The following is a 25,642-nucleotide window of genomic DNA, read 5'->3' on the forward strand; positions in this document are numbered from 1 at the left end:
ACTGATGAAATGTGGGTACTCCCTTACTTACCCCAGCATATAAAGATACAAGGCTATCGAGTTGCATAAAAATTGAGAAAATTCGATCTTGATTTATAAAATCTGCAAATAAATTTTAAAAAAATATAAAAAACACTGTATACTAAGCATTAATACTGAAGTCAAACCGATTTTTAGATTGGATTAAATTTAGTATATTTTTCCTCAAACCCCTTCTCTAAATATCTCTACATCCAATGAAAGTGCAAACAATTGGTATTATTGGTGCTGGAATTAGTGGTTTAGTTGCAGCCAAAACTTTTTTACAAGCAGGATACAAAGTGACTGTTTTTGAAAAGCTGGCAAATTTAGGTGGAGTCTGGGAGAAATCCCGCACTTATCCAGGTTTAACGACCCAAAATAACCGAGATACCTTTTGTTTTAGTGATTATCCCATGCCACAAACATTTGCGGAATGGCCAACAGCAGCACAAATGCGTCAGTATTTGCAATCCTATGCAGATGATTTTGGTGTTACAGAACATATCCTTTTCAATACAGAAGTTATACACATATCTGATGAATCGTTAGAGAGTTCTGGAAACTGGAAAGTGAGAGTCAATACCGGAGGACAGGAAAAAATATATGAATTCGATTTTGTTTTAGTTTGTAATGGTCTATATAATGTTCCGAAAATACCTCAAATTCCCGGAATAGATGAATTTACTAATGCTGGTGGACAGGTAATTCATTCTACCGAATTTAATCAAATTGAGAAAATAAAAAATAAACGAGTAATAGTAGTAGGATTTGGTAAGTCTGCTTCGGATATCGCTAGTATTGCTGCCGAAAATGCCAGTAAATGTGATTTAGTATATCGTCAAGCTATTTGGAGATTACCGAAATATTTACTCGGGAAAATTAATATTAAAAATATTTTATTAACCCGCTTTTCTGAGTCATGGCTACCCTACCGAGAATTACGCGGTGGAGAGAAACTATTACATACAATTGGTAAACCTATAGTTTGGGCTTTTTGGCGAACCAATGAAATGGTTATCCGTCAACAGTTGCGGCTAGATGAATGCAATATGCTGCCGAATTTACCATTAAATGCGGTTGATTGTTCTTCGGGAATTGCGGGAGATAATTTTTTTGAATATGTACGAACAGGGAAAATCATTGCTCACAAAACAAAAATTACCCGTTATACTTCAGAAGGCGTAGAGTTAGAAAATGGAGAGAAGATAAAGGCTGATATAGTTATTTTTGGTACAGGTTTTCGTCAAGATATTTCGTTCTTACCAGAAAAATATCGCCAGAAAATATTAAATAATCAAGGACATTTTCAGCTTTACCGTCATTTGATTCATCCTGAAATTCCTCACCTGGGTTTTGTTGGTTATAACACTAGTTTCTTTTCTCAGTTAACTTCTGAAGTGGGAGCTTGGTGGTTATTGGATTATATTGAAGGTTATGTGAAGTTACCAAGTCAGTCGGAAATGGAGGCAGAAATTCAGGCTGACTATGTGTGGATGCAAAAGCAATTAAATAAAACAAATGATGCAAGTGGAGCTTGTATTTCTCCTTTCAGTTTACGTCATGTGGAAACACTACTAGAAGATATGGGTGTAGATACAAAGAAGGATTTGTGGAAGAGTATCACACAAGTTATGCAACCCCTTGACCCAACAATATACAACGAAGTTCGTCAACAAATCCAATCTAAAAGACGTACAGAAAAAGAACATGAAAGCATGAAAAAATTGGTGTCTTTAAATTAATGTGAGTACTCATACGGAGATAGACTCATTGGGGGAACCCCCATCATATTGCGTAGCGATTGATGGTGGGTAAGTGAGTGGGTGGTAAAATTGTCATTGAGATTAGGGAGTAGAGACGACCCGTCGGGTTGTCTGTACAGGGAGTAGGGAGAGACGCGATATATCGCGTCTGTACGCCGAATGAACGGTCACGTTGCGGTTTTATGTTTAATTGTACCTACCTACTTAACGTCCTGAAGGGACATAGGGTAAATTGCTTTAGTTGGGAAGAATCACCAGGTGCGGTTTTTATAGTTAATTACCTGGTCTAATCTGGGTAAGGCACTGATGGCGGATTCGCGGATGTACTCATCAATTGTTTCATCTTGACTTAGTTGGGTTAAAATTTCTACCGCTTGGGGATTGCCGGAATCACCCAATGCATTTACAATCGCAACGGCAACGGTGACATTTTCCGTGGTTTTCAGGGTATCAACTAAAACATCGAAAGCTGGAGAACCGATTTCACCTAGAGCCATAACCGCAGCGATATGGACAACTGGGTTGGGGTCGTTGGTGGCTTGTTGTAGGGCTGTAATTCCGGTGGAGGGGAAAGATGCATCGGGATGGTTAACAGCAACTTGAGCCATGACTTTAGCGCAGCTAGCGCGAACTGTGGGATTGTCACTATGGAGTAATAAATTTTCTAGAGGGGGGATAGAATCGGTACCAATTACACCTAGTGCTTGCACCGCAGCTCGACGATAGACTACATCTTCGTCGTCTAGGATGCTAATCAAGCGAGGGATAGTGTTTTCATCCCTTTGTGCAGCGATTTCTAACATGGCGCGATCGCGTAAATTGGGATTGGGGTGTTTTAGTTGTTCAAAGAGTGCATCCATAGTTTGATGGAATGAATTTTGTTAAGGGAAAAATGTTTATCTGTCGTTAGAGTACAGGAAATGTGTAAATACTTGGTCAATTTTGTGGGAAAATTTCATCAAATGCGATCGCGTAAATTGGGATTAGGGTATGTTCAGTTGTTGTCCTGCATTTCTCACAAAACCCTAAAACTCACAGGGAATTAGGGAGTAGGGATAGTCCGTAGAAGCAAAATTAATTCGTTACTCAAGGCTTACAACTTACTCGTGAGAAATCCAGGTTGTGCATTTAAGTTGTATATTTACTAATTTTGATAAATTCCAGCATCATTCCAAAAGTTATCCGGCTTTCGTCACCACATTTAGAGTGGTAAATAGGCAATACGATGAATCCAGTCTTCTGCTTCAGATTCCTGCCAAACCTTGATGAAACCTCGTATCGCTTCACTAATTGGTAAGCTTTGTAATACAATTAGTACGCCCGAACTTAAATCCCAAGTTTATCGCTATAATTCGCCAGTTGTTGATTAACCCCTATTTCTATGCACTCCCTGCATTCCAGAAAATAAAGCTGATTTTTCCTTCGAGAGTACAGACGCGACACGTCGGGTCTCTTCCCATTCCCAAAAACGATAATTCAAGTATTAAAATCGACTTTTAAAACATCCTCTTAGGGTATTACTTTAGTTGATGAGAGCTACCGATTTAACCTGGTGATGGGAAAACATTCATCAATATAAGGGAAAAATATTACTACAAAGAGAATACTTTGGAAACCAATATTAGTCCAGTTTGCTCATTCATCCATGTACAAGTTTTAATTGCGACTAAGTACTTGAGTGTTAGCGATCGCTGTCCGGCAAACGGACTTGTGTTAATTAATTCTTTGGCTGCAATCGGTAGAGAGAATCGGGATTATGGATAGAGTTTCTGGTTTTGACTGGAAATCAAGGAAGTCTGATTCCGAATGAAGGCAGTAACTTTTGACAACAGATTAGATAAAAATAATACATCAAGCAATTACACAAATGAAGCGAAAAAAGTAAAACAGAAAAAATAATCACTGCTTGATAAATTCTAGTTGAGATGATGGCAAATAAACATGAAAAATTTATACGAAGATTTATCTATGACAAACAATTTTCATGCTTTTTATAGTACACTGATTACTAATAATATAAATAGAAAATACGAGTAATCACAAAAACATCCCATCCATCAAGAGCGGGGATTATATTGGCATAATGGTCAAAACGATAAACATTGGTAAACAGTCTTTTTTACACCCGTCCGACAACATCGCATTACTTCAGGAAACTGCGGTGAATTACAAAACAGGTAAACTGGAAGTGAGTAGCTCACCTAATACCTGGAGTTTTTTCTGGGAAGACGGTTATTTGTTTTATGGCTTCTCTGGGATTGAGAGTGGATATTTATTTGCCCGTAAAATTGAAGAGATATCCCCAGAAAATCCCATGATTCAGGCTAAATTGGCTCAGATTACTGTCCCGGAACTCCTGGAACATCAATCTGGGGATAGGGAAGTATCAGCTTTGGGTGTTGATGAGCAGCATTATTTACTAATGTGTTGGCTGGTTGAGCAAAAATACTTGTCAATTCTAGAGGTTCAAAATTTAATCACAGATATTACTAAAAAGGCAATCACTTCATTTTTAGAAATTCCAGAATGTGAGTTGGAGTTTATTGCTAATCCTTTGATGAACAGTATGCCAAAATTTTGTTATCTGGATTTAGCAGATATGTATGTTCAAGAAAATAATTGGTTATTAAAATTAAATAGGTTTGATGGGGAAATAGGTAGGGAAAAGACATTAAGTCTCTCCCCAGAAAATCAGCGAGAAACATTCATGTTTAATGTGGTTGAAGCAAAATCAATTAACCAGGAAACGAATTTAACAAAAATCCCCAATTATCCCACGCCAGAAAATTCAATTCCGACACAATTCCTAGACAATGCAGCAACTTTTACACCAGAAACTCCATCTCCACAGTTATTAAAAGCATCTCCCGTTGATTCCCAACAACAAGCAAAAAGGGAACCAGATTCAAGTAAAAAATTATATAAAATTTTATGTATTGACGATAGCCCAATGATATTGAAAGCGATTCGTGGTTATTTAGACGAACAGATTTTCCAGGTGATTGGAATTGATGACTCCCTGAAGGCTTTAGTGGAAATATTACGACATCAACCGGATGTGATTTTATTAGATATTTCTATGCCCAATTTAGATGGATATGAGTTATGTTCTTTATTACGTAAACATGCTAAATTCCAAAATACACCGATTATTATGGTGACAGGTAGAACTGGATTAATTGATAAAGCCCGTGCGAAGTTAGTTAAGGCTTCCGGTTATTTAAATAAACCCTTCTCAAAAGCAGCATTACTGAAAATATTATTTCAAAATTTAGCCAAACTAGATAAATAATCTTTGCCCAAATAACCTGAAAAACGAATCCTCATTTTTTTTCACTCACTACCAAAATTATTTGTAAAATATGCATAAAAAACCGATTAACAACTTGGCGAAATTATTATTAGTTGATGATTCACCTAGTGAGTTGGAATTAATGCGACATTATTTGGCAAATGAAGGATATGAAGTAATCACTGCATCCAGTGCTTCAGTAGCTTTAGAAATTGCTTTGACCCAAAAGCCAGACGCAATTGTGACAGATGTGGTGATGCCGGGAATGAGTGGTTTTGAACTGTGTCGATTATTAAAACGTCACCCAACTACTAAACAATCAGTAATTATTATTTGTAGTTCCAAAAATCTCGAAATTGACCGTTTGTGGGGAATGCGACAGGGTGCAGATGCTTATATAACTAAACCCTATACTCGTGATACCTTGGTTCAAATCATTACTAATTTAGTTGCCAAAATTAGCCCTATTTGAATTATATTTTCAACCTTGAGAAACTGAGTTTGTTGTTGAGATGATGAATGCCTAAAGGCCAACTATCAACAAATCAAAGGAAAAATACATCAGCACGGGAAGGAGATTTAGGATAAATCGACAATCAATAAAGATGAAACTCGAATTCAGCATTTTTCATACATTCTCAAAACTTGGAGTAGGGGTATCAGGAAAATCAAAATTTCGCGAAATCCAGATATTGACTGTTGATAATTACATAGAATTTGTGATGAAAGTAATGAAAGGGAAGATAAGTCAACAATGCAAACAACATTTAGCCGCTCTCCGTTAGGCTTAGGATTAAAAAAGAAGGCAGCTATTTATAGTGTGATTTTTAGTGTGATTCCGGTTGTGATTATTGGAGCTAATACCTATGGGATGATGAACCAATTTATTCGACGGGACATTACTTTAAATAAGCAGTTACAAGCTGAGGGTTTAGCAAGCGGTATTAATCAATTTTTGTTAAATCGACAGCTAGAATTGGAATTGTTAGCAAATCAGGATTTTCTGAACAATGATAATAATAAACTAACTCAGGAAGAAAAGGAATTACGCTTAAAAAACTGGTTAGAAAAGGAAAAATTTTACAATAGCTTAGTTGTGTTGGATTTGCAGGGGAATGTCAAGTTAAAAACCTCATCCCAAGCAACGACTCCAGCCAAAAATGCCGATTATTTGCCAAAAATCCGTCAATCTGGTAGTTTTACCATTAGTCAACCAGTATTGGATAATAATCGTCAAAACTCGCGAATTTATCTCAATGTACCCGTTAAAGACCGGGTGACAGGAGAAGTAATTAGGGTGATTAGGGGAGAGATTTCCAGCCAAAAATTACTGTCAGGAATAGGTCAAAAACGGCTAAGTCAGTATTTAGATAGTAGAAAATACTACTTGTTAGACCAATCGGGATTAGTATTTCTGACTAATGACAGCAATCAACAAGGGAAGCCAATTGGGGAGATATTTGCTGAGTGGGATAGATTGAACAACTCCCCCCAGATGATTACAGAAACTTTGCCAATAGTAGGTAATCAGAAACAAGCCTTAGTGACGGTTGTACCAACGGTAACTTCAGCAGATTTAGGTTGGAGATTGGTGCTGAGTCAAGATCCAAATACTGCATTTGCAGTTTCACGCAATCTGCTGAGGAATTTATTCATTAGTTCCATTTTAACCATATTGCTGGCGGTCATTATTGCTGTAATTCTCGCCAGAAGATTATCGTCACGTTTAATAACCGCAAATATAGCAGTTACCAGTTTAGCACAAGGTAATTTAGACACACGAATGCCATTAGCTGGTGGAGATGAACTGACCTCGTTAGGTGCAAATATTAATGAAATGGCTGCTCAATTACAGCGATTAATCAGAGAACGGAGTCAGGAAACCGAGCAATTAAAGCAATTTAGTCAAGCATTACTAACAATTCAGCAAACTGCGACCAGGGAAGAATTATTTAAAACAATTACCCAGGAAATGATGACTGCTTTAGGGGTAGAGCGGGTGACAATTTATGCTTGCAATCCCGATGGTAGTTATACCGCGATCGCGGAATCAGTGGTGTCGGGGGTTAAGAGTTTGCAACAGTTTCCCGTGTCCCAGGACATTATGGATAATACACGGGTATTGGCGGTGGGGGATGTGAATTTAGCTGGTTACTCCAACGATTTGCGACAGCAGTTACAAAAAATGCAGGTAAAATCACGGGTAGTTACCCCGATTGTGGAAGATAAACAGTCTACAGATGGGAAACGGAATCGTTATCGGATTTCAGCCTTGGGGGTAGTTCCCGTGGCGATCGCCGTGGATATGTGTACAAGACAACGGGATTGGTCAAGTCAGGAAATTGATTTTATTCGTCAATCCGCAGCGCAATTGGGAGTAGCCTTAGAACGGATTGATTCTCAAACTGCGACCCAAGCTTTAAAGAATTTGGCGGTACATCTATCTAGTTCTTGGCAAAGTGATGATATTTATAGTTTAGCGGTGCAGGATATCCGTCAAGCTTTGCAGGTAGATCGGGTGGTGATTTACCAATTTGATCCAAGCTATCGCGGAAAATTTTTAGCCGAGTCCGTGGTTGCGGGTTTTCCCTGTGCAATGGGTTTTAAACTTACAGACACCTGTTTAGAAGAGTATGTGGAGAAATATCGACGTGGACGGGTGGTAGCGATTAATGATATTTATGATGCGGGTTTGAGTCAGTGTTATATCCAGCAATTAGAGACCTTTGCAGTGAAGGCGAATTTAGTTGCACCAATTATCGTGGGAGACGAATTATTAGGATTATTAATAGCCCATCAATGCAGTCAAGGGAGAATTTGGCAAATTGGGGAAATTGACCTATTTGAACAGTTTGCCCGTATGGTGGGGTTGGCTTTAGAGCGGGCTAACCTACTTCAGAATACCATGACGGCGCGGGATATCGCCGAAAGCATCGCTCAACAGCGCAGCGAAGAAACAGAGCGAATGCAAACCGAGATTTTGACCTTAATAGACTCCATTGAAAAAGCGATCGCGGGAGATTTAACAGTACGTGCAGAGGTTGGAGTGGGTGAGATTGGGACGATTGCCGACTTTTTTAACGCCATTATTGAGAGCTTGCGTATTTTGGTGATTAACGTCAAAAATACCGCCACCCAGGTAAATCAGGCCATTAACGATAACGCGATCGCCATTAAAAATGTAGCATTAGGAGCCTGTGAGCAAGCAAAGGATACCCGGAAAATTTTAGAAACCATCACTGCAATGCGAGCAAAGGTGAAAACGACCTCGGAAACAATTGCGGGTATGGCGCAAATTACCTCGGCAATAATGCAAATAGCTAGGGAAAATGATGGCAAACTGCAACAGGCGATCGCGGATATTGGGAATTTAGGGGAGGAACTGGAGCAAAACCGTCATCAAACAGAAAATTTAAGTGAATCCGTCCAACAAATCCAGCGTCTAATCAACGGAATTAATCAAAGTGCCATGCAAACAAATTTATTAGCAATTAACACCGGAATAGAGGTAAATCGTAGCGGAGAAAATAACCCAGCTAATTTCACAATTTTACTCCAAGAAATTGCCAACCTCGCTAACCGTTGCACCTATGTCACCCATGAAATAGATACGATTGTCCAAAATATGCATCAGGATAGTAGCCTACTGAAGGAGATGATGGAGTCAGGAATTAATCAGGTCAATCAAAGTAGTAAAAATATCGAGATTAGCCAAACAAATCTTCAGCAAATCGTTCAGATTTGTCAGCAAGTTGACGAATTGATGCAATCTATTGCCACATCAATAGTGGAGACGGAGCAATACTCCCATCAAGTCAGTCAAAAAATTCATAGTATGGTAGAAGTTTCTGGAAATACCAGCACAACTGCACAGGAAATTGCTGATGCGCTGGAACAAACTGTGCAACTTTCGGAAGAATTACAACATAATATTTGCAATTTTCAAGTGGATTAATTCTTTAATTATGGGGAGTGGGGAATCGGGAGTCGGGAGTAAGATGGTAAAAGATATTAAGATACACATAAAATAAATTTTCTGACTCATTTGCAGTTTTTTCAGAGGATGTTTGTCAAGTATTAATAAATACTTTATTAACCACTTCTTGAAGTAGGAAATAGACTTAAGGGATATATTTATCGTTATCAATTACTCCCGATTTACCCATCTCTTCCCACTCCTCAGAAACAATAGCTTAAGTCTTAAAATCGACTTGGAAAATATCCTCTAAATTAATCTCAGATTATTATCTCTATTGTTATCATTTCCTCAAAATACTCCAAATTGACAACAAAAAAATGAATAAAGAACAGGAATTAAAACAACAATTTTTGCTAGAAGTTAGTGAAAATATTCAACAGTTAGAAAACTTTTTCCAGCAATTAAAAATTAATCCCCATCTAGACCTAGATAAAATTAATCATGTGATGCGGGCAGCCCACTCCATTAAAGGTGGGTCCGCGATTATGGGATTACATGTCCTCAGTGATTTAGCCCATCGCTGGGAGGATTATCTCAAGGTTTTAAAGGTAGAACGGAAACAAATTGCAATTGATAATCACTTGATTGAACTGTGCTTAAATGGGGTTGATTGTTTACGGCAATTGGTTGCAGCCTATGCAGATAATTTAAGTTTAACTGCCGAAATTATTGCCGAGCAATTTCAACCAATATTTAGCCAACTATCTGACCACTTCGGTGAACCCGTAACCGAAGATATGACCACAATTCTGGCCACCGAAACCGATAATCATGAAGCGATCGCTCTTATGTTTTCGACTCAAATTGAGATGAGTTTGCAACGTTTGAGTGACTTGATTACCACAAATTCCCCACAATTAAACACGGAATTAATGAATATGACCGTGGAATTTGATGGTCTTGGACAAATGTTTGAAATCCAAGCCTTTGTCCTTGCTTGTGAAGCGGTCATGCAACACCTAGACTCAGCCACCCAGGAACAGGAAGTCAAAAATATTGCTCAAGCAGCCTTGCAGCTATGGCGCAAATGTCAGCAATCAATTCTTGCCAATCAATACGATGCTATCCCCACCACATTAGACCTATCAACACCACCGGAAAAAATAACCCCCACCACCCGTAGAGACGCGACATGTCGCCCTAAAGACGCGACATGTCGCGTCTCTACCAGCAATCAAATTCACCCAGACCCATCTCTAGGAATTTCCCCGCAACAAATCGAAACCATCACCGAACTATCGCGGGAATTGACCATTAATCAACATCGACTGCAATCCGAACTACACTCCATACACACACTCACCCGCAACTTACACCATGTGATTCGGCAAATAGACATTGCTCACCAACAAACCCAACGCACTTGGCAAAAACTGACCAACTCCCAACCCCTAGCTAATCCCCTCCCCAACACCACCACCGCAATTACCAAACTCAAAGAAATCGCCATCGATATGGAAACACGTTTAAGTGATGCACTCGACCTAGAACGCAACCTAGATAAAACAGCTCACAACCTGCAAACACACATTCATCAAGTTTCCCTACGTCCTCTGTCGGATTTATTCCAGCGATTTCCCCGCGCTTTGACCGAACTTTGCCATACCTACGGCAAAGATGTAAAACTGATAATCCAAGGAGGAGATATCCTCGTCGAAAAAGCAATTCTCGATGCACTCAAGGAACCCCTCACCCACCTCTTTCGTAACGCCTTTGACCACGGAATTGAACCACCCTCCCAACGGATAGCCACCGGCAAACCACCCCAAGGAGTGATTAAAATTACAGCCCACCAATCCCCGAACCATACCGTGATTACCATCACCGACGACGGTAACGGAATCGACCTCCAACGTATACGCGATCGCGCCATCAAAATGGGACTTGACCCAATCCTGCTGCAACAAGCTAGCGAAGCCGATATTTTATCCCTGATTTTTGAACCCGGTTTTAGTACCAGCGAAACCGTCACCGAACTATCCGGTCGGGGTGTGGGGATGGATGTTGTCCGTAATCACCTCAAACAAATCCAAGGGGAAGTTACAGTCAATACCAAATTAGGACAGGGAACCACTTTTACTTTGAGCCTACCCCTACAAACATCCTTGATGAGGGTATTACTAATCGAGAGCGATCGCACTTTAGTGGCAATTCCCAAACATAGTGTCCAAGCAGTCCTTTCCTACTCACCCAGTCAAGTATACAAAATCAGCAGCAAAGATTATTACAAATACGAAAACACGATTTTACCTTTAATTCGCCTAGCCAATTGTTGGCAATATCAGACACCACGACCACAAAACCCTAGTCCCAATAACCCCACCATTAATACACCAACAATTTTAATTGTTGAGTCAAACCATATTTCTGAGCAATCCCCCCAAACCCCTCGTCAACTCATCGCCATCCAAGTCGAACGCTATTGGCAAGAACAAGAAGTAATCCTCCGTCCCGTTGAAGGTAATATTCCCCTCCCTCCAGGCTTTAGTAACGCCACTATCCTCCGAGATGGACGGGTTGTCCCCCTACTCAACTTACCAGAATTACTATACACCATCGCCAGCCAAACATCTTCCCCCTCCCACCAACCATCCATTCCCCAATTCAGCAAACCCACAATTCTTCTGGTGGACGATTCGGTCAATGTTCGTCGCATTGTAGCCCATCGTCTGCAACAACAAGGCTATTCCATCCTCGAAGCCGAAAACGGACTCGAAGCACTCAAGCAATTGCAAAACCATCCCCACATCACCGCCATCATCAGCGACATTGACATGCCCCAACTGAATGGCTATGGGTTGTTAGAAAAATTACAATTAAAGCCGGAAACAGCCGCAATTCCCGTCATGATATTAAGTTCCCATAACTGCGAAAAATATCGAGAAAAAGCCTTTCATCTAGGAGCAAAAGCCTATCTCAAAAAACCCTGCAATGAGCATGAATTATTACAAATGATTTCCGCATTGATGGAAGCCAGAAAGTAGGAAAATTATTGGATTTTAGATTTTGGATTTTAGATTTTCGATTGGAAGAAAACAACAGACAGAATACAGGAGAAGAGGCAAAAGGGAAGAAAGGGGAGTGATTAATAATACTAAAATACTCATACCATTTCACTCAAATTTTGATACCCATATTCTGCACTTCAAGATGTAGTACATTCTTATTCAAGAAGAACTCCTTCTTCCCTTACTCCCCACTCCCTATTCCCAACTCCCCACCTAATTTTCCAAATCCATCATTTTTGCTTTCATCAGTTGGGGGTCACCAGTGTCAATCAGACAGCCTTTTTCCAGTAAAAACGCGCCATCGCCGTAATTTAACTCGTCCAAACGGTGTGTCACCCACAAAGCCGTAATTCCTCGACTTTTGACGAGATTGCGGACAGAAGCAACCAAATCAAGTTGACTATCTGGATCGAGTAAAGCCGTGGGTTCATCCAGTAACAAAACTTCACAATTTCTTGCCAAAGCCCCAGCGATCGCCACTCGTTGTTTTTGTCCCCCACTGAGAGCATAGATGGGACGTTGAATCAGGTGTTGGAGATTGACTGCTCGTAAAGAAGCTTCAACGCGATCGCGAACTGCTTTGATAGGCAATTTTTCAGCAACTAAACCAAAAGCAACATCAGCACCAACCGTTGGCATAACTAACTGGTGGTCGGGATTTTGAAACACGAAACCAATACTGGGGGGAACATAAATTTCCCCTGACTCCGGTGTTAATAAACCAGCAATCAGTCGTAATAGGGTCGATTTACCACTACCATTTGTCCCCAACAACATCCAAAATTCACCCTTGGGAACTTGCAGAGAACAATCCTTGATAACAGGTTCTCCCGAAGCCCATTTAAAGTTTAAATTTTCAACCCTAATCCCAAATTCAGTCATTAAACCAATTCCTAAAATTAGGCAACAGATGGAATCTACGAAACCATTTTTAATTACGTAGGGTCTGCTGTAAAAGTCTTTTCGTGAGGGTAGAGAACAGGGAGAGACGCGACATGTCGCGTCTGCACTGGAATAGTTTTAACCCTACGGATTCCACTTTTCACAAAACCCAAAAAATTAAAAATGCCAGGTTTTTAAGCCTTGCATACCTAATATCCTTTACCCTAATACTCGCCACATATCAGGGGCTACAACCATTGATTATTCTAGTTTCATTTATTTCAAAGTAAAAGAGAATCGATATAATTTGTTTGCTCTTTTTGCGACTAAAATCCCGTCAATTCCTTGTGAAATATAGAGACGCAATATATCGGTGAAATATAGAGACGCGATATATCGCGTCTTTACTATTTTTCAGCAAGCCCTACATAGGCAGAGGTTTATTACCGTAGGCTATTAAGAATTATGAATTACGAATTATCTTTTACCAGGGGAAGAAACGACCCACCAGTTCATACAAGTATAATCGATTACTCCCCCTCCGCCGGAAAATTTAGCTCTCGTTTAACACAAAAAAGCCAGGCTGCCTAGTACCAGTTCCCGATACACCTTCTTTCTGGGAAACAATCACCCCAGAGATTTCGCTAGCCCTAACAGCGATTTTCTTCTCAATTTTACCCTCACACTTGAGTTCGATAATATCAGGCGAACCAGAACGCATGGCTGTCATCACCAATTGATACACTGCATCCGCATCCTCTGCGGTTTTGCGCTGAATCGAAACTGGGAAAGGGGTATTACGAACCGTCAAATCAATCGTATACATTTAGCTGGCTTGAATTAAAAACTTAACTGTAGCAATTATTGTAGCGTCCGTGTTATGAAAATTTGGGATTTTAGATTTTGGATTTTGGATTGAAGGAGATAGGAGAGGGGAAATTTAACAATTATCGTAGACGACCCGACGGGTTTTCCTGGGATTAGTGTAGCAATTGGCCTGGGAAAACAGCATATACAGATGGTTTAACCATTTTCACCCCCATACACATTCTTGACTAAAAAAATTCTATCCGCAGATAGAATCAAATTTCTCATATTTCTCATAAATACCTGAAACGCTGATTATACAACTATTTGGGCGCTTGTTGCTTCGGGAAAAAGTCGAAATTATCACCTCAAATAGCAAGTTAGATTAAAAACCCCCTGGAAAAAATAGTAATTTCCCTCTAGAATTATTAGAGTCGGTAAAAAATTGTAAACTGGATTTGACAACCCAGTTAGTGATCTGCTTTTTGGATATTATTTTTTTCGCCAGAAGTAGACACATCCAGTAATTATAAGAAAATTGGAGATTTACTCACATGACCATCGCAGTAGGACGCGCCCCCAGTCAACGTGGGTGGTTTGACGTACTCGACGACTGGTTAAAGCGCGATCGCTTCGTGTTTGTAGGTTGGTCAGGAATCCTACTTTTCCCCTGCGCCTACCTAGCACTGGGCGGTTGGCTAACCGGAACCACCTTCGCCACCAGTTGGTACACCCACGGCTTGGCATCATCCTATCTGGAAGGATGTAACTTCCTCACAGTAGCCGTATCCACCCCCGCAGACAGCATGGGACACTCCCTGTTGTTCCTCTGGGGACCAGAAGCCCAAGGAGACTTTACTCGCTGGGTACAATTAGGTGGATTATGGACATTTGTAGCCCTCCACGGAGCCTTCGGATTAATCGGTTTCATGCTACGTCAGTTTGAAATCGCCCGTTTGGTGGGTATCCGTCCCTACAACGCCATCGCCTTTTCGGCTCCGATTGCGGTATTCGTCAGCGTGTTTTTGATGTACCCCTTGGGACAATCCTCCTGGTTCTTTGCCCCCAGCTTCGGAGTAGCAGCAATTTTCCGCTTCTTGTTATTCCTGCAAGGGTTCCACAACTGGACACTCAACCCCTTCCACATGATGGGAGTCGCAGGGGTATTGGGAGGAGCGCTGTTGTGTGCGATTCACGGTGCAACAGTGGAAAACACCCTGTTTGAAGACGGAGAAGCAGCAAACACTTTCCGTGCCTTCAACCCGACCCAATCGGAAGAAACCTACTCAATGGTGACAGCGAACCGTTTCTGGTCGCAAATCTTTGGGATTGCCTTCAGTAACAAACGCTGGTTACACTTCTTTATGTTGTTTGTGCCAGTAACCGGTTTGTGGATGAGCGCAGTCGGAATCGTGGGTTTAGCATTGAACCTGCGGGCTTACGACTTCGTATCCCAGGAATTACGGGCCGCAGAAGACCCGGAATTTGAAACCTTCTACACGAAAAACATCCTGCTGAATGAGGGTATCCGCGCTTGGATGGCTCCTCAAGACCAGCCTCACGAAAAATTTGTATTCCCCGAAGAGGTACTACCTCGCGGTAACGCACTGTAGGTTACAGTTTCAAATTTTCATCACTGACATTTTGACCTCGTTCCCTAGGGAACGGGGTTTTTTCTTAGCTTAGATCCTTAATCTTGGTTGTATTCGGATAATTCGCGATCGCTCCGACTAGGTTGAGATTTTCTCAGACCTCACTGGTTTTTTGTAAATGCGATCGCTGAATTTGTCCCATCCGCGTCACCAAAATTATCCCTGTGGTAATGGTCGCTAACAGACGAGCATCAACAGAGGCAAATAGGTCTGGTGCATCAATCAAAATTAAATCATAATTGCTATGCATTTGCTCCACAAAATCACGCAGGCGTTGAGAGCTTAAAAGTTGCACTGGGTCTTCAGCGACTGGTCCAGAGGTGAGGATATCAATAGAAGGATGAATCGGTTGTAGATAGTTTTTATACGTATTTGTGGTTTCATCCACAAGTAACAAAGATAATCCCCAATCATTGTTTAGCTCTAAAAGTTGATGCAGGTGGGGATGACGTAGGTTAGCATCCATGACTAACACCCGTTTGTGCATCCTTGCTGCACTCATGGCTAATCCCAGGGTGATGGTTGATTTGCCTTCACCGGGTTGTGGGGAAGTAATCAGCAAAGATTTATAACTCAAGGGTGCGGTGAAAATTTGGATATTTTGATAGACTAAATCCAGGCTCTCATGGGATGGTAACATGGCCATGGTTTGGGCTGGTGTATCTAATACCATCGTCTGACCTCTGTTTTGACCGACAAAAGGTAGAAGGGAGTGCTTTTGGGGACGCGGACGCAAAAACTTTAATTTCGGCACTTTACCCAGTAAACGTACCTTGGTCAGCTTTGCCATCTCCGTTGGTGAATGAACGGTGTCGCTGAATAATTCCCAAATTAAAGCCGCGATCGCTCCACAAATCGGTGCTGCAATTAAACCCCCTGCTAACCGTAAAGTCCTTCCACTGCCAATATAAATACCCCGTTGGGGAGCTTCGATAATTTGCCAATCGTAACCTCCTTGGGCTATTTTTAAACCCAGAGATTGTTGGGCTTGTAATAGCTGTTCTAGGGTTCTGCGATTGGTTTCCACTTCCGGTAACAAACGGTTATATTCTGCAATTAATGCCGGGTAACGACTCAATTCCTCCTGAAGGCGCTTTTCTGACTCCGCCAAGCTCTTTTCGTTAGCATATAAACCCAAAGCTGTCGTCTGTACCTGGATCAGTTCTTCCACCAGACTTAAATCCACCCCAGCCATTTGTCCCTGGGTCAGGAGTCGCTCCCCACCGAATGATGGAGTGACGGAACGGGCTATACGTAGGGCTTCATTGGTATCAATATCTGTTTTATCTCCCAGCGATCGCCCGACTTCTTGACGCAGTAATCCCATCAGGTTTTGTCTTTGTTCCAACAATTTTTGCACAAGTGGTGAATCGTCGGTGTAGCGAATCCGTTCCTGAGCTAGGGCTAATTCAGTTTTTTGAATTTCGTTCAGTAGAGTTTGATACCGATTCGATTGACTCAATCGGGAAGAAACCAGAGCATTACGGGGAGAAGCAGCCAATTTTTGCTGTAAGTTTGTATACCTTGCCTGCACATCCTGAAGTTGAGCGCGGGTAGTTTGCAGTTGTTTCTGGGTTGCAGCTAGGGTCTCCAGGTGAATTTTCGATTGCACCTCCGGGTCCAGGAGGTTGTGACGACGACGAAAGGTTTCTAGAGCGCGTTCAGCTGCAATTACTTTGGCTTTAGCTTCAGGTAAGCGTTCGTTGACAAACCCTAGACCTCGAGAAAGTCGGATTTTCTGCTGTTCAATGTTGTATTCTTGATAGACTTTTTGCAGCGCTTCTAAAACATGGCGAGTTTTTTCGGGATTTTTATCTTGGAAACTGATTTCAAATACTTGACTGGGAGTTCGATTGACACCGCTACCACCTTCCACCCGGAGAACTTTTAGGGGTCCTGGACGATTTTTCTTCCCTTTGATATCTTCAACGGTAATATCTTGATATTTTGGTTTTAAAGCTTTAACTGCTTGTTCAATTAACTTAGAACTCAGCATTAATTGCTGTTGAGCAGTATAATCAACCACTTGAAAATTTGGGTCAGTGAAATCCTTGTCGGTGTTTCCTTGAATATTGCTTCTTTGAGTTCCTTCGTATAAATTAGAACTGACCAGGATTTGCATGGAACTTTGGTATTTTGGTTTGGCGGTAATTGTCAAAATACCAGCTACTGTCATCACTCCACAAGCGACAGCAATGACAATGCCACGATGACGGCTAATTATCGATGATAATTGTTTCATATCCACCGCGCTACGTGGTGCGATAGTGACCAGTTGACCTTGTTCTAGACCTGTTTCAGCCACTATTTGATTCCCCTTAAATACTGAACAAACCTTTTTACTCAATGTTATATTGGTAGCAATTTTTTCCTATTATTCCATCGAGAACATCAGGAAAAATTGACAGTGAGCTAAATGAACTGGTTGCCATTATGGACGATTTTAATCATTTCTGGGCAAACCTTAAGCTTCTTTTCCTAACTACTAAAATATGACCAGATTTATTGAAGTTTAACAGGATTCTTGATTGATGATTCAAAAGATTTGTTATCGCCTATTTCTTGATTTGAAAATAGGGTGAGTGGGAAGTACAGACGACCCGTCGAGTCGTCTGTACAGGGAGTGGGGAGTAGGAAAAATCTACTTCATGCATTCTGGTTTACGCAGAATTTTGTGGGTTGGGTAGAGGTACATAAATACAATGCACTAGTTTTCTTAGAGATGAAAGTAGTCTTTCCCTTACTCACCATTCACGACTCCCTACTCCCAACTCAGAAGAGAGTTTTTGGGATTGGTGGAAAATGCAGAAATCAGTGTATTTTGTTACTATTTGCCGACAGTTCTGGTGTCAATAGAGAAATCGATTGACATGATTGTAGATTGCAATGACGTAAATAGGTTTGATAAGTTGCATCTGCAACGTATTCCCAATTCCATTTTTTCAAAGTTATGACTCCTGGTACAAATGGGTTTTATCATTTTTCTGACATATTTTTAGTGGATAAATTTATGTCTGTTTTTAAACTTTCTTTGCAAAAACAACATGTAATTACTGGCAAAAATTTATATAGTCTCTTTAAAATTTTTGTAAATCTGACCGCACAAATACGGATTTTAAGTCGATTTATCGGTAGAATACAGATTACCAATATTTAAGGATTTTGTTCTGCAGGGATAAAAACTAATATATATTGTGTCTTTTCGCTTCCCTCTAAATTTGATTTCCGGCTATTTTTCAGCTTTTCTGTGTGTTTTCCCGACTTGAATCTCATATAGATTTATCTTGACATCACCCAAAATTTCCACAGGTGAAGGATGAGGTTTGAGTAAATTCTAGACAGAACAGCAGTTACGGTGAATTCAATATTCTGTGAAATTATGGCTGATGTGACAGAATCAATCGAGAATCGCTTCACGATTCAGGAAAAACTCGTCTATCCTAATTCCCATCCACCCAGGGAAAAACCGCACCCAAACCAATCTGCACCCACCTCCGGCTTTAAAATTAAATTTAAACAGGGAAACCTAATGGTGCAAAATACCAACAATCCTTGGAAAATGCATTTGTTGTCGGGACGCGATCGCCATTTTATCAGTGAATGGTTACAAGTTTGTCCAGCTAGTCGTGTATATCTCGACCCGAGGATAGATGTGACATACCTGGAAATATGGGCTGAATCAGCCAGAAGATATGGCAAAAAGACATTTCTGGTGTTTGAACGTACTCGTCAGTCACCTCCATACCGTTATCCCCGTCAGTGGTTAGTCAAACGGTGTTGTGATTGGTGGATTAGCTTGGGTTTATTGTTGCTGACAACTCCGTTGTGGTTGACCATTGGATTCCTGTGGTGTTGTTTTGGTCATCGGCCAATTCTGCGTCGTCAGTGGTGTGTGGGGGAGGGTGGGAAGCTATTTTTGAGTTTCCAGTTTAATTGTCAAGTTACCAGTGAAGCGGTGGGAGTTGGGAGTTTTTTCACAGTTTTCCAACGATGGCTGCAAAACTCGGCAATGGTAAGATTACCTTTGCTGCTTAATGTGTTGCGGGGGGAAATGGGTTTATTGGGGATTTGTCCTCGATCAATCATGGATGTGTTGGCAATGTCAAACCAACAGCGCAGGTACTTAAATATTGCACCAGGAATATTTCCTATTCCGGAATCTGGTGATTTACAAGATTGCACACGCATCAGCAATTGGGAATTGGAGTATTTAAAAACTTGGAGTCTATGGAAAGAGATGCAAATGTTAGCCAAGTTAGTCATGGGTTGGAGGTAGTCCATAGGTTCAAACCCTTATTAATCATTACATTTGACCGGGATGGGGGAGCTGCAAGAGCAGTCTTGCGTCTTCATCAGGGTTTCAGAGGTTTACAGATTAACTCTCAGCTACTGGTGCAGTATAAAACAATTAGCGATCGCAGGGTATTAGGTGCAAAAAATAAACCCCAGGAGTGGTTGAATCGGGGTAGACCCACATTGGATAATTTACCGTTGGTAAGGTATCGGGGTCGGGGAGGGGGTAATTTTGCTTTGCAATGGTTTCCAGAAACGGTTGCAGCACGGGTGGAGGAGTTAGCACCGGATATTGTGAATTTCCATTGGATTTGCGGATTTGTGCGGATTGAAACCTTGACCAAGTTGAAGCGACCGATTGTGTTAACCCTACACGACATGTGGGCTTTCACCGGAGGATGCTACTATACCCAAGAATGCGATCGCTATACCCAATCCTGTGGTGCTTGTCCCCAGTTACATAGTCAGAGGGATAATGATATTACCCGTTGGGTATGGCAATGTAAACGCAAGGCTTGGCAAGGATTGAATTTGACCGTGGTGACTCTGAGTCGCTGGTTAGGTGAGTGTGTGCGCCAAAGTTCCCTACTCCGCCATTCCCGGTTGGAGGTCATTGCCAATGGCATTGATATCTCCCGGTACAAACCCGGCGAGCGCCATTACGGACGCAGTTGGCAGAATCTCCCTCCAGACAAACGTTTAATCCTGTTTGCTGCCAATAGTTTGAGTTATTGGCGCAAAGGTCGGGAATATTTAATGGCAGCAATACAAGAGTTCCAGAAGTTTACCATCGTTCTGGAGACAGAATTAGTTATTTTCGGGTCGCCACCTGATGAACAATATCTAAATTTGGGTTTTCCCTAATTTGTGCAACGGTGGACTTGGTGGTGGTGGCTTCGACTCAAGATAATCTTCCGAATTCGATTTTAGAAGCCCTTGCTTGTGGAACTCCCTGTGTAGCTTTTGATATTGGTGGCATCAGTGATATGATTGAGCATAAATATAACGGGTATTTAGCTCCAGCTTTTGAGACCAAAGAATTAGCAAATGGCGTGAATTGCGTGTTAGAAGACAATCAACGCCATCAAGTTTTATCGGAAAATGCACGGAAAACAGTAGTCACAAAATTCACTCAAGAACAACAAGCTCAAGCATACACTCAGTTATTCGCGGACATCCTTCAGTCAGTAGGGGGAAAATGAGTTTAAGAATCATTCCCATTCAGATGTTAGTAAATTACTTCTTCCACTACTTGATATTATATGCGATCGCGGTAATTTATTGGCTACCCTATGAATTAGAATTACCCTACGCCAAAATTGGTTGGTTTACCCATCCTCACGGTGATTTTGGGAGTACAGATTTTATTACAACGCCGACAGTTAGAGATACTAGATTTAATTGCTGTGGGATTAGTAATTGTTGCCAGTTTTTTTAATCCTACCAGTTATCATTTGATGCGGTACAGCCTACCAATTTGTTTATTATGTATTGGCTTTAGTGGTTGTCAACCCATACGTATATCTCGACCCTATTTGATGGGTTTGTGTTGGCTATCAATTTTGAGTGTGATTAATAATTCGGAGAAAATTCCCGTCGAATATATTATTATTGACGGTGGTTCCACAGATAATACCCAGGAAATAATTAATAAATATAGAGAATACATTCAGATATTTATTTCCGAAGCGGATGCGGGAGCCTATGATGCCATGAATAAAGGTATTATTCATGCTAGTACAGGTTGGCTGAAATAAACCGAGTATTAACTTTTTATCTAGTGACCACGCTCCGCGTGGTCGCTTAGTGAGTTGAAGGCTCTGCCTTCATTCACGAAGCAGGAGCCTCGCAGATTATGCTCCCACGCGGAGCATGGGAGCGAGGGGAAAGGTAGGTGTATTTACGCCGCGCGGTACTAGTGGGGATATAATTGGTATTATTAACTCAGATGATTGGTATCAGGAAGGAGCTTTTGAAATAGTTTTTAAAAACTTCCGGATTGGATTAATCTGATTATAAAGACTTGATTTGTGATTTTCAATCTGCATGGGTGTAACTACAGATTTACCACTAGTATCGGTGATAATTCCTGCCTATAACGCTGAAAGATTTATCGAGCAAACCCTAGCCTCCGTATGTCATCAAACCTACCCGAACTTAGAAATAATTATTGTTGACGATGGTTCACGCGATCGCACAGTAGAAATTCTGCGTCAGTGGGAAAGGAATGATAGTCGAGTTCAATTAATTACCCAAGCAAATGCAGGGGTAGCCGCAGCGAGAAATTTAGCAATTAGTTATAGTCAATCAAGGTGAGTACATTGCTCCCTTAGATGCAGATGATATTTGGCATCCTCACAAAATCGAACATCAAGTTCACTATTTAGAAAATACTCACCCGTCAGTGGGTTTAGTTTATATCTGGTCGGTATTTATTGATGAATATGATTTTGTGATCGGTGAATTTGATACTGATTGCCAATCTCTCCAAATATACAGCATTGAGGGAAATTTTTTACCCCTACTAATTTATCAAAACTTTATTGGCAATGCCAGCGTACCCCTATTTCGTCGTCAAAGTCTAGAACAGGTAGGTGGTTATAAATACAATCACTGCGAAGATTGGGAACTGACACTACGAATTGCAGCGAAATACAAAATAGGTGTTGTCCCAGCTTTTTTACTCGGCTATCGTCAGCAGCAAAATACAGCTTCCAGTAACATTTCCGTAATGGCACAAGCCTATCAAGAAATATTATCCCATTGGCAAGCAAACTATCAACAAATCAATCCCCAAATCTTCCACTGGGCTAGTGGCTTATTTTATACTTATCTGGCATCGAAAGCCTACGCCAATCGACAGCATTAGTCAACAATTTACTTATTAATTCCAGGCAATTTACATCGATTTATCCACCATCTTCAAATTAGAAATATTTCTGTGGATATTCGTCTGTACACTGAAAATTTTTGCCATACCAGGAAAACCGCTTTTTACCCTTTTACACCCAGTCAAATCCAACATTAAACACTACCTCAAATTATTCTAATCAAATTTACAATCTGCAAATCAATTTAACCAGCAATCCCAAGCAGAAAAACAAAGTTTTTGGCAATTACCCATCCATCAACGGAGTCAAGCAACGAAACCAACCACCCTAAACCAAATCATCACCACCAAACGCGGATTGCAAATCCTGAAAATTTGTACAGAAATTAATCTGAATTAATCTGGATCTGCGGAAAAGATATTGAAAAATCAGGGAGTAGGAAGAGACGCGATATATCGCGTCTGTACGCCGAATGATTGGTTACATTGTGGTTTTATGTTTAATTGCACCTACCTACTTAGGACTTGCTGAAAAATAGTTAGACTTGAGAGGTTGTTTGTCAAGAATTAATTATTACAATCATTACTATTTTGACTATCTTCCTGACTCTGGACATGGGGTTATAAAGCTGATTTTTCCTTCGAGAGTACAGACACGACATGTCGCGTCTCTTCCCATTCCCTACCCCTACTAAAAGACTTATTCCGCAGACCCTACTTAAAACTAGATATATGGAGGCTATTACCCCAACCGTTCAATCAAATGTTCCCCCACCCGCAACGCATTCGCAATCACCGTTAAAGCAGGACTGGTTGCAGAAGCAGAAGGGAAGAAAGAACCATCAACCACATACAAATTATCCACATCGTGGGTGCGACAATACAAATCCAACACCGAGGTTTTCGGGTCTTCTCCAAATCGACATGTACCCACCTGGTGTGCAACTACGGAAATAGGTGTTTCTCCACGGGGATAAACGTTTTGTTTATTTCCATCCACAGCCTTGAGAACATCAATCCAGCGATAAACTAAACGGTCATGGGCTTCCGTGTTATTAGGAGTATAATCCACATATAGTTTATTTTTATCTACCCGAACTCGATTTTTCGGTCGAGGTAAATCCTCCGTTTGTAACCACCAACCAATGGAACGTTTTGCTAACTGCTTTAAACCAAATCCCGGCATTAATTTAGTTGCAACTGATAAAATAGGCGGTGATTCAGCGAAAATCACATCCCGTAGAATACCACCAGCATTTTGAATATGTCCCATCGGATAGGAAAAATCGCGATCGCCCCAATAAAAATCATTCAAGTAATGGGTTCGTTGGAATAAACCCGAATTCGGTGTTGCAGTAATTTGGACAACAACCGTCATCAGTTGTTTCATCAGGTTACACCCAACTAGCTGGGAACTATTGGCTAATCCGAAGGGATGGGAATCGTTTTCCGAACGTAGTAATAAAGCGGCTGAATTAATTGCCCCACAACACAGAACAACAATATCCCCCATAAATAAATAGAATTTTCCGCCAATTTCTGCCTGTACAGCCTTGACTTCCTTCCCGGAAGGATTAGTATGCAAACATACCACCCGTGCAGAGGTTTTCAGGGTAATATTTTCGTTTACCTTCATTGCTGGAGTTACTCCCGTATCCTCCGCATCTGTCCGTCCCTGGTCTCCGATTCCAATCGGTAAATGGGCTGGATTTAGACCTTGTTGGGAAACCTGTTGACAAATTTCTTCGATATGGGGTTCGCTATCAACCGCATCAAAGGGATAATCTTGACTATGGGGTGGTTCGGTTGGATCTTCCCCTAGGATACCATGTACCCGGTAAAGTTGTTCCGCTTCCGTATAATAGGGTTCAAAATCTTTGTATTTAAGTGGCCATTCTGGAGAAATCCCATCTTGGTGTTGCACCTGTTCAAAATCCCGTTCCCGCATCCGCGACAACACCCCACTATAAAGTTTGGTATTACCACCAACAGAATAACTAGTTTGGGGATGGAAAGGTTCTCCATCGGAATCGTACCACTGTTCCGGTGCATGGAAATCTTCTTTTTTAAACACTTCCACATCTACTAATTCGGAGCTTTCTTTTGCTAAGAATTCACCCCTTTCTAACACCAGAATTTTTTTCCCAGTCGCTGCTAACTTATGGGTCAAAGTTCCCCCACCAGCACCAGTACCAATAATAATTACGTCGTAGTAGTGGTCATCAATAATCATAATTGTTTCTCATGAGAAATTGTTCAATTTTTGGCAATCACATATCTATCTAAAAGGCTCGTAGTAGCAATTTAGCGCCGAAAAACCAAGCTACTAAACCACACCTACCTACACCTTACTCCCTGCATTTAGAAGAAGTGAGCGGTAAGCGTCTAATCTTCCCACTACCCCCAAATCCCCACTCCCTACTCCCTGTAAATTTTAGAAGTTTGTGAGCAATCCGGAACTTACTGCCACAGATAAATCAAACCAAACAAAATAATCCAAATTACATCAACAAAATGCCAAAACAAAGAAGTCGCATCCACTCCATAATGACCATTGTCATAATTACCAGGAATAAAAGAGCGAATCAACATTACCAACTGCAACAAAACCCCACTAAATACATGTAAACCATGAAACCCCGTCAATAAATAAAACATCCCACCAAACACACCGGATGTAAAACCAAATTCTAAACTCCCCCATTCTACGGCTTGACCATATAAAAAGTAGCTACCCATTGCCATCGTCAGCAACCAAAAGAAGCGGAAACCCCAGATATTTTTGCTTTTTAAAAACCTTTCCGCCAAATAAATCACGAAACTACTGGAAACTAGAATCACCGTATTAATAGCAGGTTCTTTAATTTCCAGACCCTCTACACCAGGAGGTAGCCAATCAACGGTAGTGGTTTTGTAAACAATATATCCAGCGAAAAAGCTCAAGAAAATAACACTTTCTGACAGCAAAAAGACAATAAAGCCAAACATGCTATTGCCTTCCGTATCGTGTTCGTGTTCACGAGCCATTTCATGAATTGATGGCTGTAAATTTTCCGAAGAAAGCGTGCTATCTGTACTAGTCATGGTATTTTGGATTTTGGATTACTCTTCGAGA

General features: G+C 41.0%; 19 protein-coding genes. 13 read left to right on the forward strand and 6 right to left on the reverse strand.

Annotated elements, in window-relative coordinates; all coding sequences use genetic code 11:
- The first annotated feature begins 236 nt into the window (after positions 1-236).
- Positions 237-1,763, forward strand: a complete 1,527-nt coding sequence (locus tag CDC37_RS07640; protein WP_096621220.1) for a flavin-containing monooxygenase — start codon at positions 237-239, stop codon at positions 1,761-1,763.
- A gap of 272 nt (positions 1,764-2,035) precedes the next feature.
- On the opposite strand, the gene CDC37_RS07645 is transcribed toward CDC37_RS07640, so the two are convergent.
- On the reverse strand, positions 2,036-2,644 hold the full coding sequence (locus tag CDC37_RS07645; protein ID WP_096621221.1) for a HEAT repeat domain-containing protein: 609 nt from the start codon (positions 2,642-2,644) through the stop codon (positions 2,036-2,038).
- 748 nt (positions 2,645-3,392) lie between these two features.
- On the opposite strand from CDC37_RS07645, the gene CDC37_RS24075 reads away from it, so the two are divergent.
- The 5 genes from CDC37_RS24075 to CDC37_RS07665 all read left to right on the forward strand — a co-directional run bounded on the left by CDC37_RS24075 (position 3,393) and on the right by CDC37_RS07665 (position 12,039).
- On the forward strand, positions 3,393-3,548 hold the full coding sequence (locus CDC37_RS24075; protein ID WP_157780675.1) for a hypothetical protein: 156 nt from the start codon (positions 3,393-3,395) through the stop codon (positions 3,546-3,548).
- A gap of 319 nt (positions 3,549-3,867) precedes the next feature.
- Positions 3,868-5,076, forward strand: coding sequence for a response regulator (locus CDC37_RS07650; RefSeq protein WP_231943293.1), 1,209 nt, complete (start codon positions 3,868-3,870; stop codon positions 5,074-5,076).
- Between the two features lie 70 nt (positions 5,077-5,146).
- Positions 5,147-5,548: a response regulator gene (locus CDC37_RS07655; RefSeq protein ID WP_096621222.1), complete on the forward strand. Its 402-nt coding sequence runs from the start codon at positions 5,147-5,149 to the stop codon at positions 5,546-5,548.
- 282 nt (positions 5,549-5,830) lie between these two features.
- Positions 5,831-9,031 (forward strand): GAF domain-containing protein, encoded by a 3,201-nt coding sequence (locus CDC37_RS07660; protein WP_096621223.1) that lies wholly within the window; start codon positions 5,831-5,833, stop codon positions 9,029-9,031.
- Between the two features lie 341 nt (positions 9,032-9,372).
- On the forward strand, positions 9,373-12,039 hold the full coding sequence (locus CDC37_RS07665; RefSeq protein ID WP_096621224.1) for a hybrid sensor histidine kinase/response regulator: 2,667 nt from the start codon (positions 9,373-9,375) through the stop codon (positions 12,037-12,039).
- Between the two features lie 237 nt (positions 12,040-12,276).
- Here CDC37_RS07665 and CDC37_RS07670 read toward each other — a convergent pair whose 3' ends face one another.
- Positions 12,277-12,945: an energy-coupling factor ABC transporter ATP-binding protein gene (locus CDC37_RS07670; RefSeq protein ID WP_096621225.1), complete on the reverse strand. Its 669-nt coding sequence runs from the start codon at positions 12,943-12,945 to the stop codon at positions 12,277-12,279.
- A 553-nt stretch (positions 12,946-13,498) separates the two neighbouring features.
- Complete coding sequence (locus CDC37_RS07675) at positions 13,499-13,771, reverse strand: hypothetical protein (RefSeq protein WP_096621226.1); 273 nt, start codon at positions 13,769-13,771, stop codon at positions 13,499-13,501.
- A gap of 535 nt (positions 13,772-14,306) precedes the next feature.
- Between CDC37_RS07675 and psbD the strand changes: the two genes are divergently transcribed.
- Positions 14,307-15,365 carry a photosystem II D2 protein (photosystem q(a) protein) gene (psbD, locus tag CDC37_RS07680; protein ID WP_096620129.1) on the forward strand — a complete coding sequence of 353 codons (1,059 nt, stop codon included), beginning with the start codon at positions 14,307-14,309 and terminating at the stop codon, positions 15,363-15,365.
- 133 nt (positions 15,366-15,498) lie between these two features.
- On the opposite strand, the gene CDC37_RS07685 is transcribed toward psbD, so the two are convergent.
- Positions 15,499-17,709: a GumC family protein gene (locus CDC37_RS07685; protein ID WP_231943294.1), complete on the reverse strand. Its 2,211-nt coding sequence runs from the start codon at positions 17,707-17,709 to the stop codon at positions 15,499-15,501.
- Positions 17,710-18,783: 1,074 nt separating this feature from the next.
- Between CDC37_RS07685 and CDC37_RS07700 the strand changes: the two genes are divergently transcribed.
- From CDC37_RS07700 to CDC37_RS25455, 6 genes are all read left to right on the forward strand, one after another.
- Positions 18,784-19,680: a sugar transferase gene (locus CDC37_RS07700; protein WP_096621229.1), complete on the forward strand. Its 897-nt coding sequence runs from the start codon at positions 18,784-18,786 to the stop codon at positions 19,678-19,680.
- The gene (locus CDC37_RS07705) at positions 19,632-20,561 is read left to right on the forward strand and encodes a glycosyltransferase (RefSeq protein ID WP_231943295.1); all 930 of its coding nucleotides are present in this window, start codon (positions 19,632-19,634) and stop codon (positions 20,559-20,561) included. Before CDC37_RS07700 ends, CDC37_RS07705 begins: the two co-directional genes overlap by 49 nt.
- A gap of 26 nt (positions 20,562-20,587) precedes the next feature.
- The gene (locus CDC37_RS25150) at positions 20,588-20,899 is read left to right on the forward strand and encodes a glycosyltransferase (protein WP_231943296.1); all 312 of its coding nucleotides are present in this window, start codon (positions 20,588-20,590) and stop codon (positions 20,897-20,899) included.
- Positions 20,900-21,016: 117 nt separating this feature from the next.
- Complete coding sequence (locus CDC37_RS25155) at positions 21,017-21,454, forward strand: glycosyltransferase (RefSeq protein ID WP_231943297.1); 438 nt, start codon at positions 21,017-21,019, stop codon at positions 21,452-21,454.
- 289 nt (positions 21,455-21,743) lie between these two features.
- A complete protein-coding gene (locus CDC37_RS25450; protein WP_096621230.1) occupies positions 21,744-22,013 on the forward strand; it encodes a glycosyltransferase family 2 protein in 270 nt (89 codons plus the stop codon).
- 46 nt (positions 22,014-22,059) lie between these two features.
- Positions 22,060-22,566, forward strand: a complete 507-nt coding sequence (locus CDC37_RS25455) for a hypothetical protein (protein WP_255408923.1) — start codon at positions 22,060-22,062, stop codon at positions 22,564-22,566.
- 703 nt (positions 22,567-23,269) lie between these two features.
- Here the strand turns inward: CDC37_RS25455 and CDC37_RS07730 are convergent.
- Together CDC37_RS07730 and CDC37_RS07735 are read right to left on the reverse strand one after the other, a co-directional pair.
- Positions 23,270-24,760 carry a GMC oxidoreductase gene (locus CDC37_RS07730; protein WP_096621233.1) on the reverse strand — a complete coding sequence of 497 codons (1,491 nt, stop codon included), beginning with the start codon at positions 24,758-24,760 and terminating at the stop codon, positions 23,270-23,272.
- Between the two features lie 227 nt (positions 24,761-24,987).
- A complete protein-coding gene (locus CDC37_RS07735) occupies positions 24,988-25,611 on the reverse strand; it encodes a cytochrome c oxidase subunit 3 (protein WP_096621234.1) in 624 nt (207 codons plus the stop codon).
- Positions 25,612-25,642: the final 31 nt, after the last annotated feature.

Origin of the sequence: Calothrix sp. NIES-3974, from assembly GCF_002368395.1 — a bacterium.
Classification (GTDB): Bacteria; Cyanobacteriota; Cyanobacteriia; order Cyanobacteriales; family Nostocaceae; genus NIES-3974.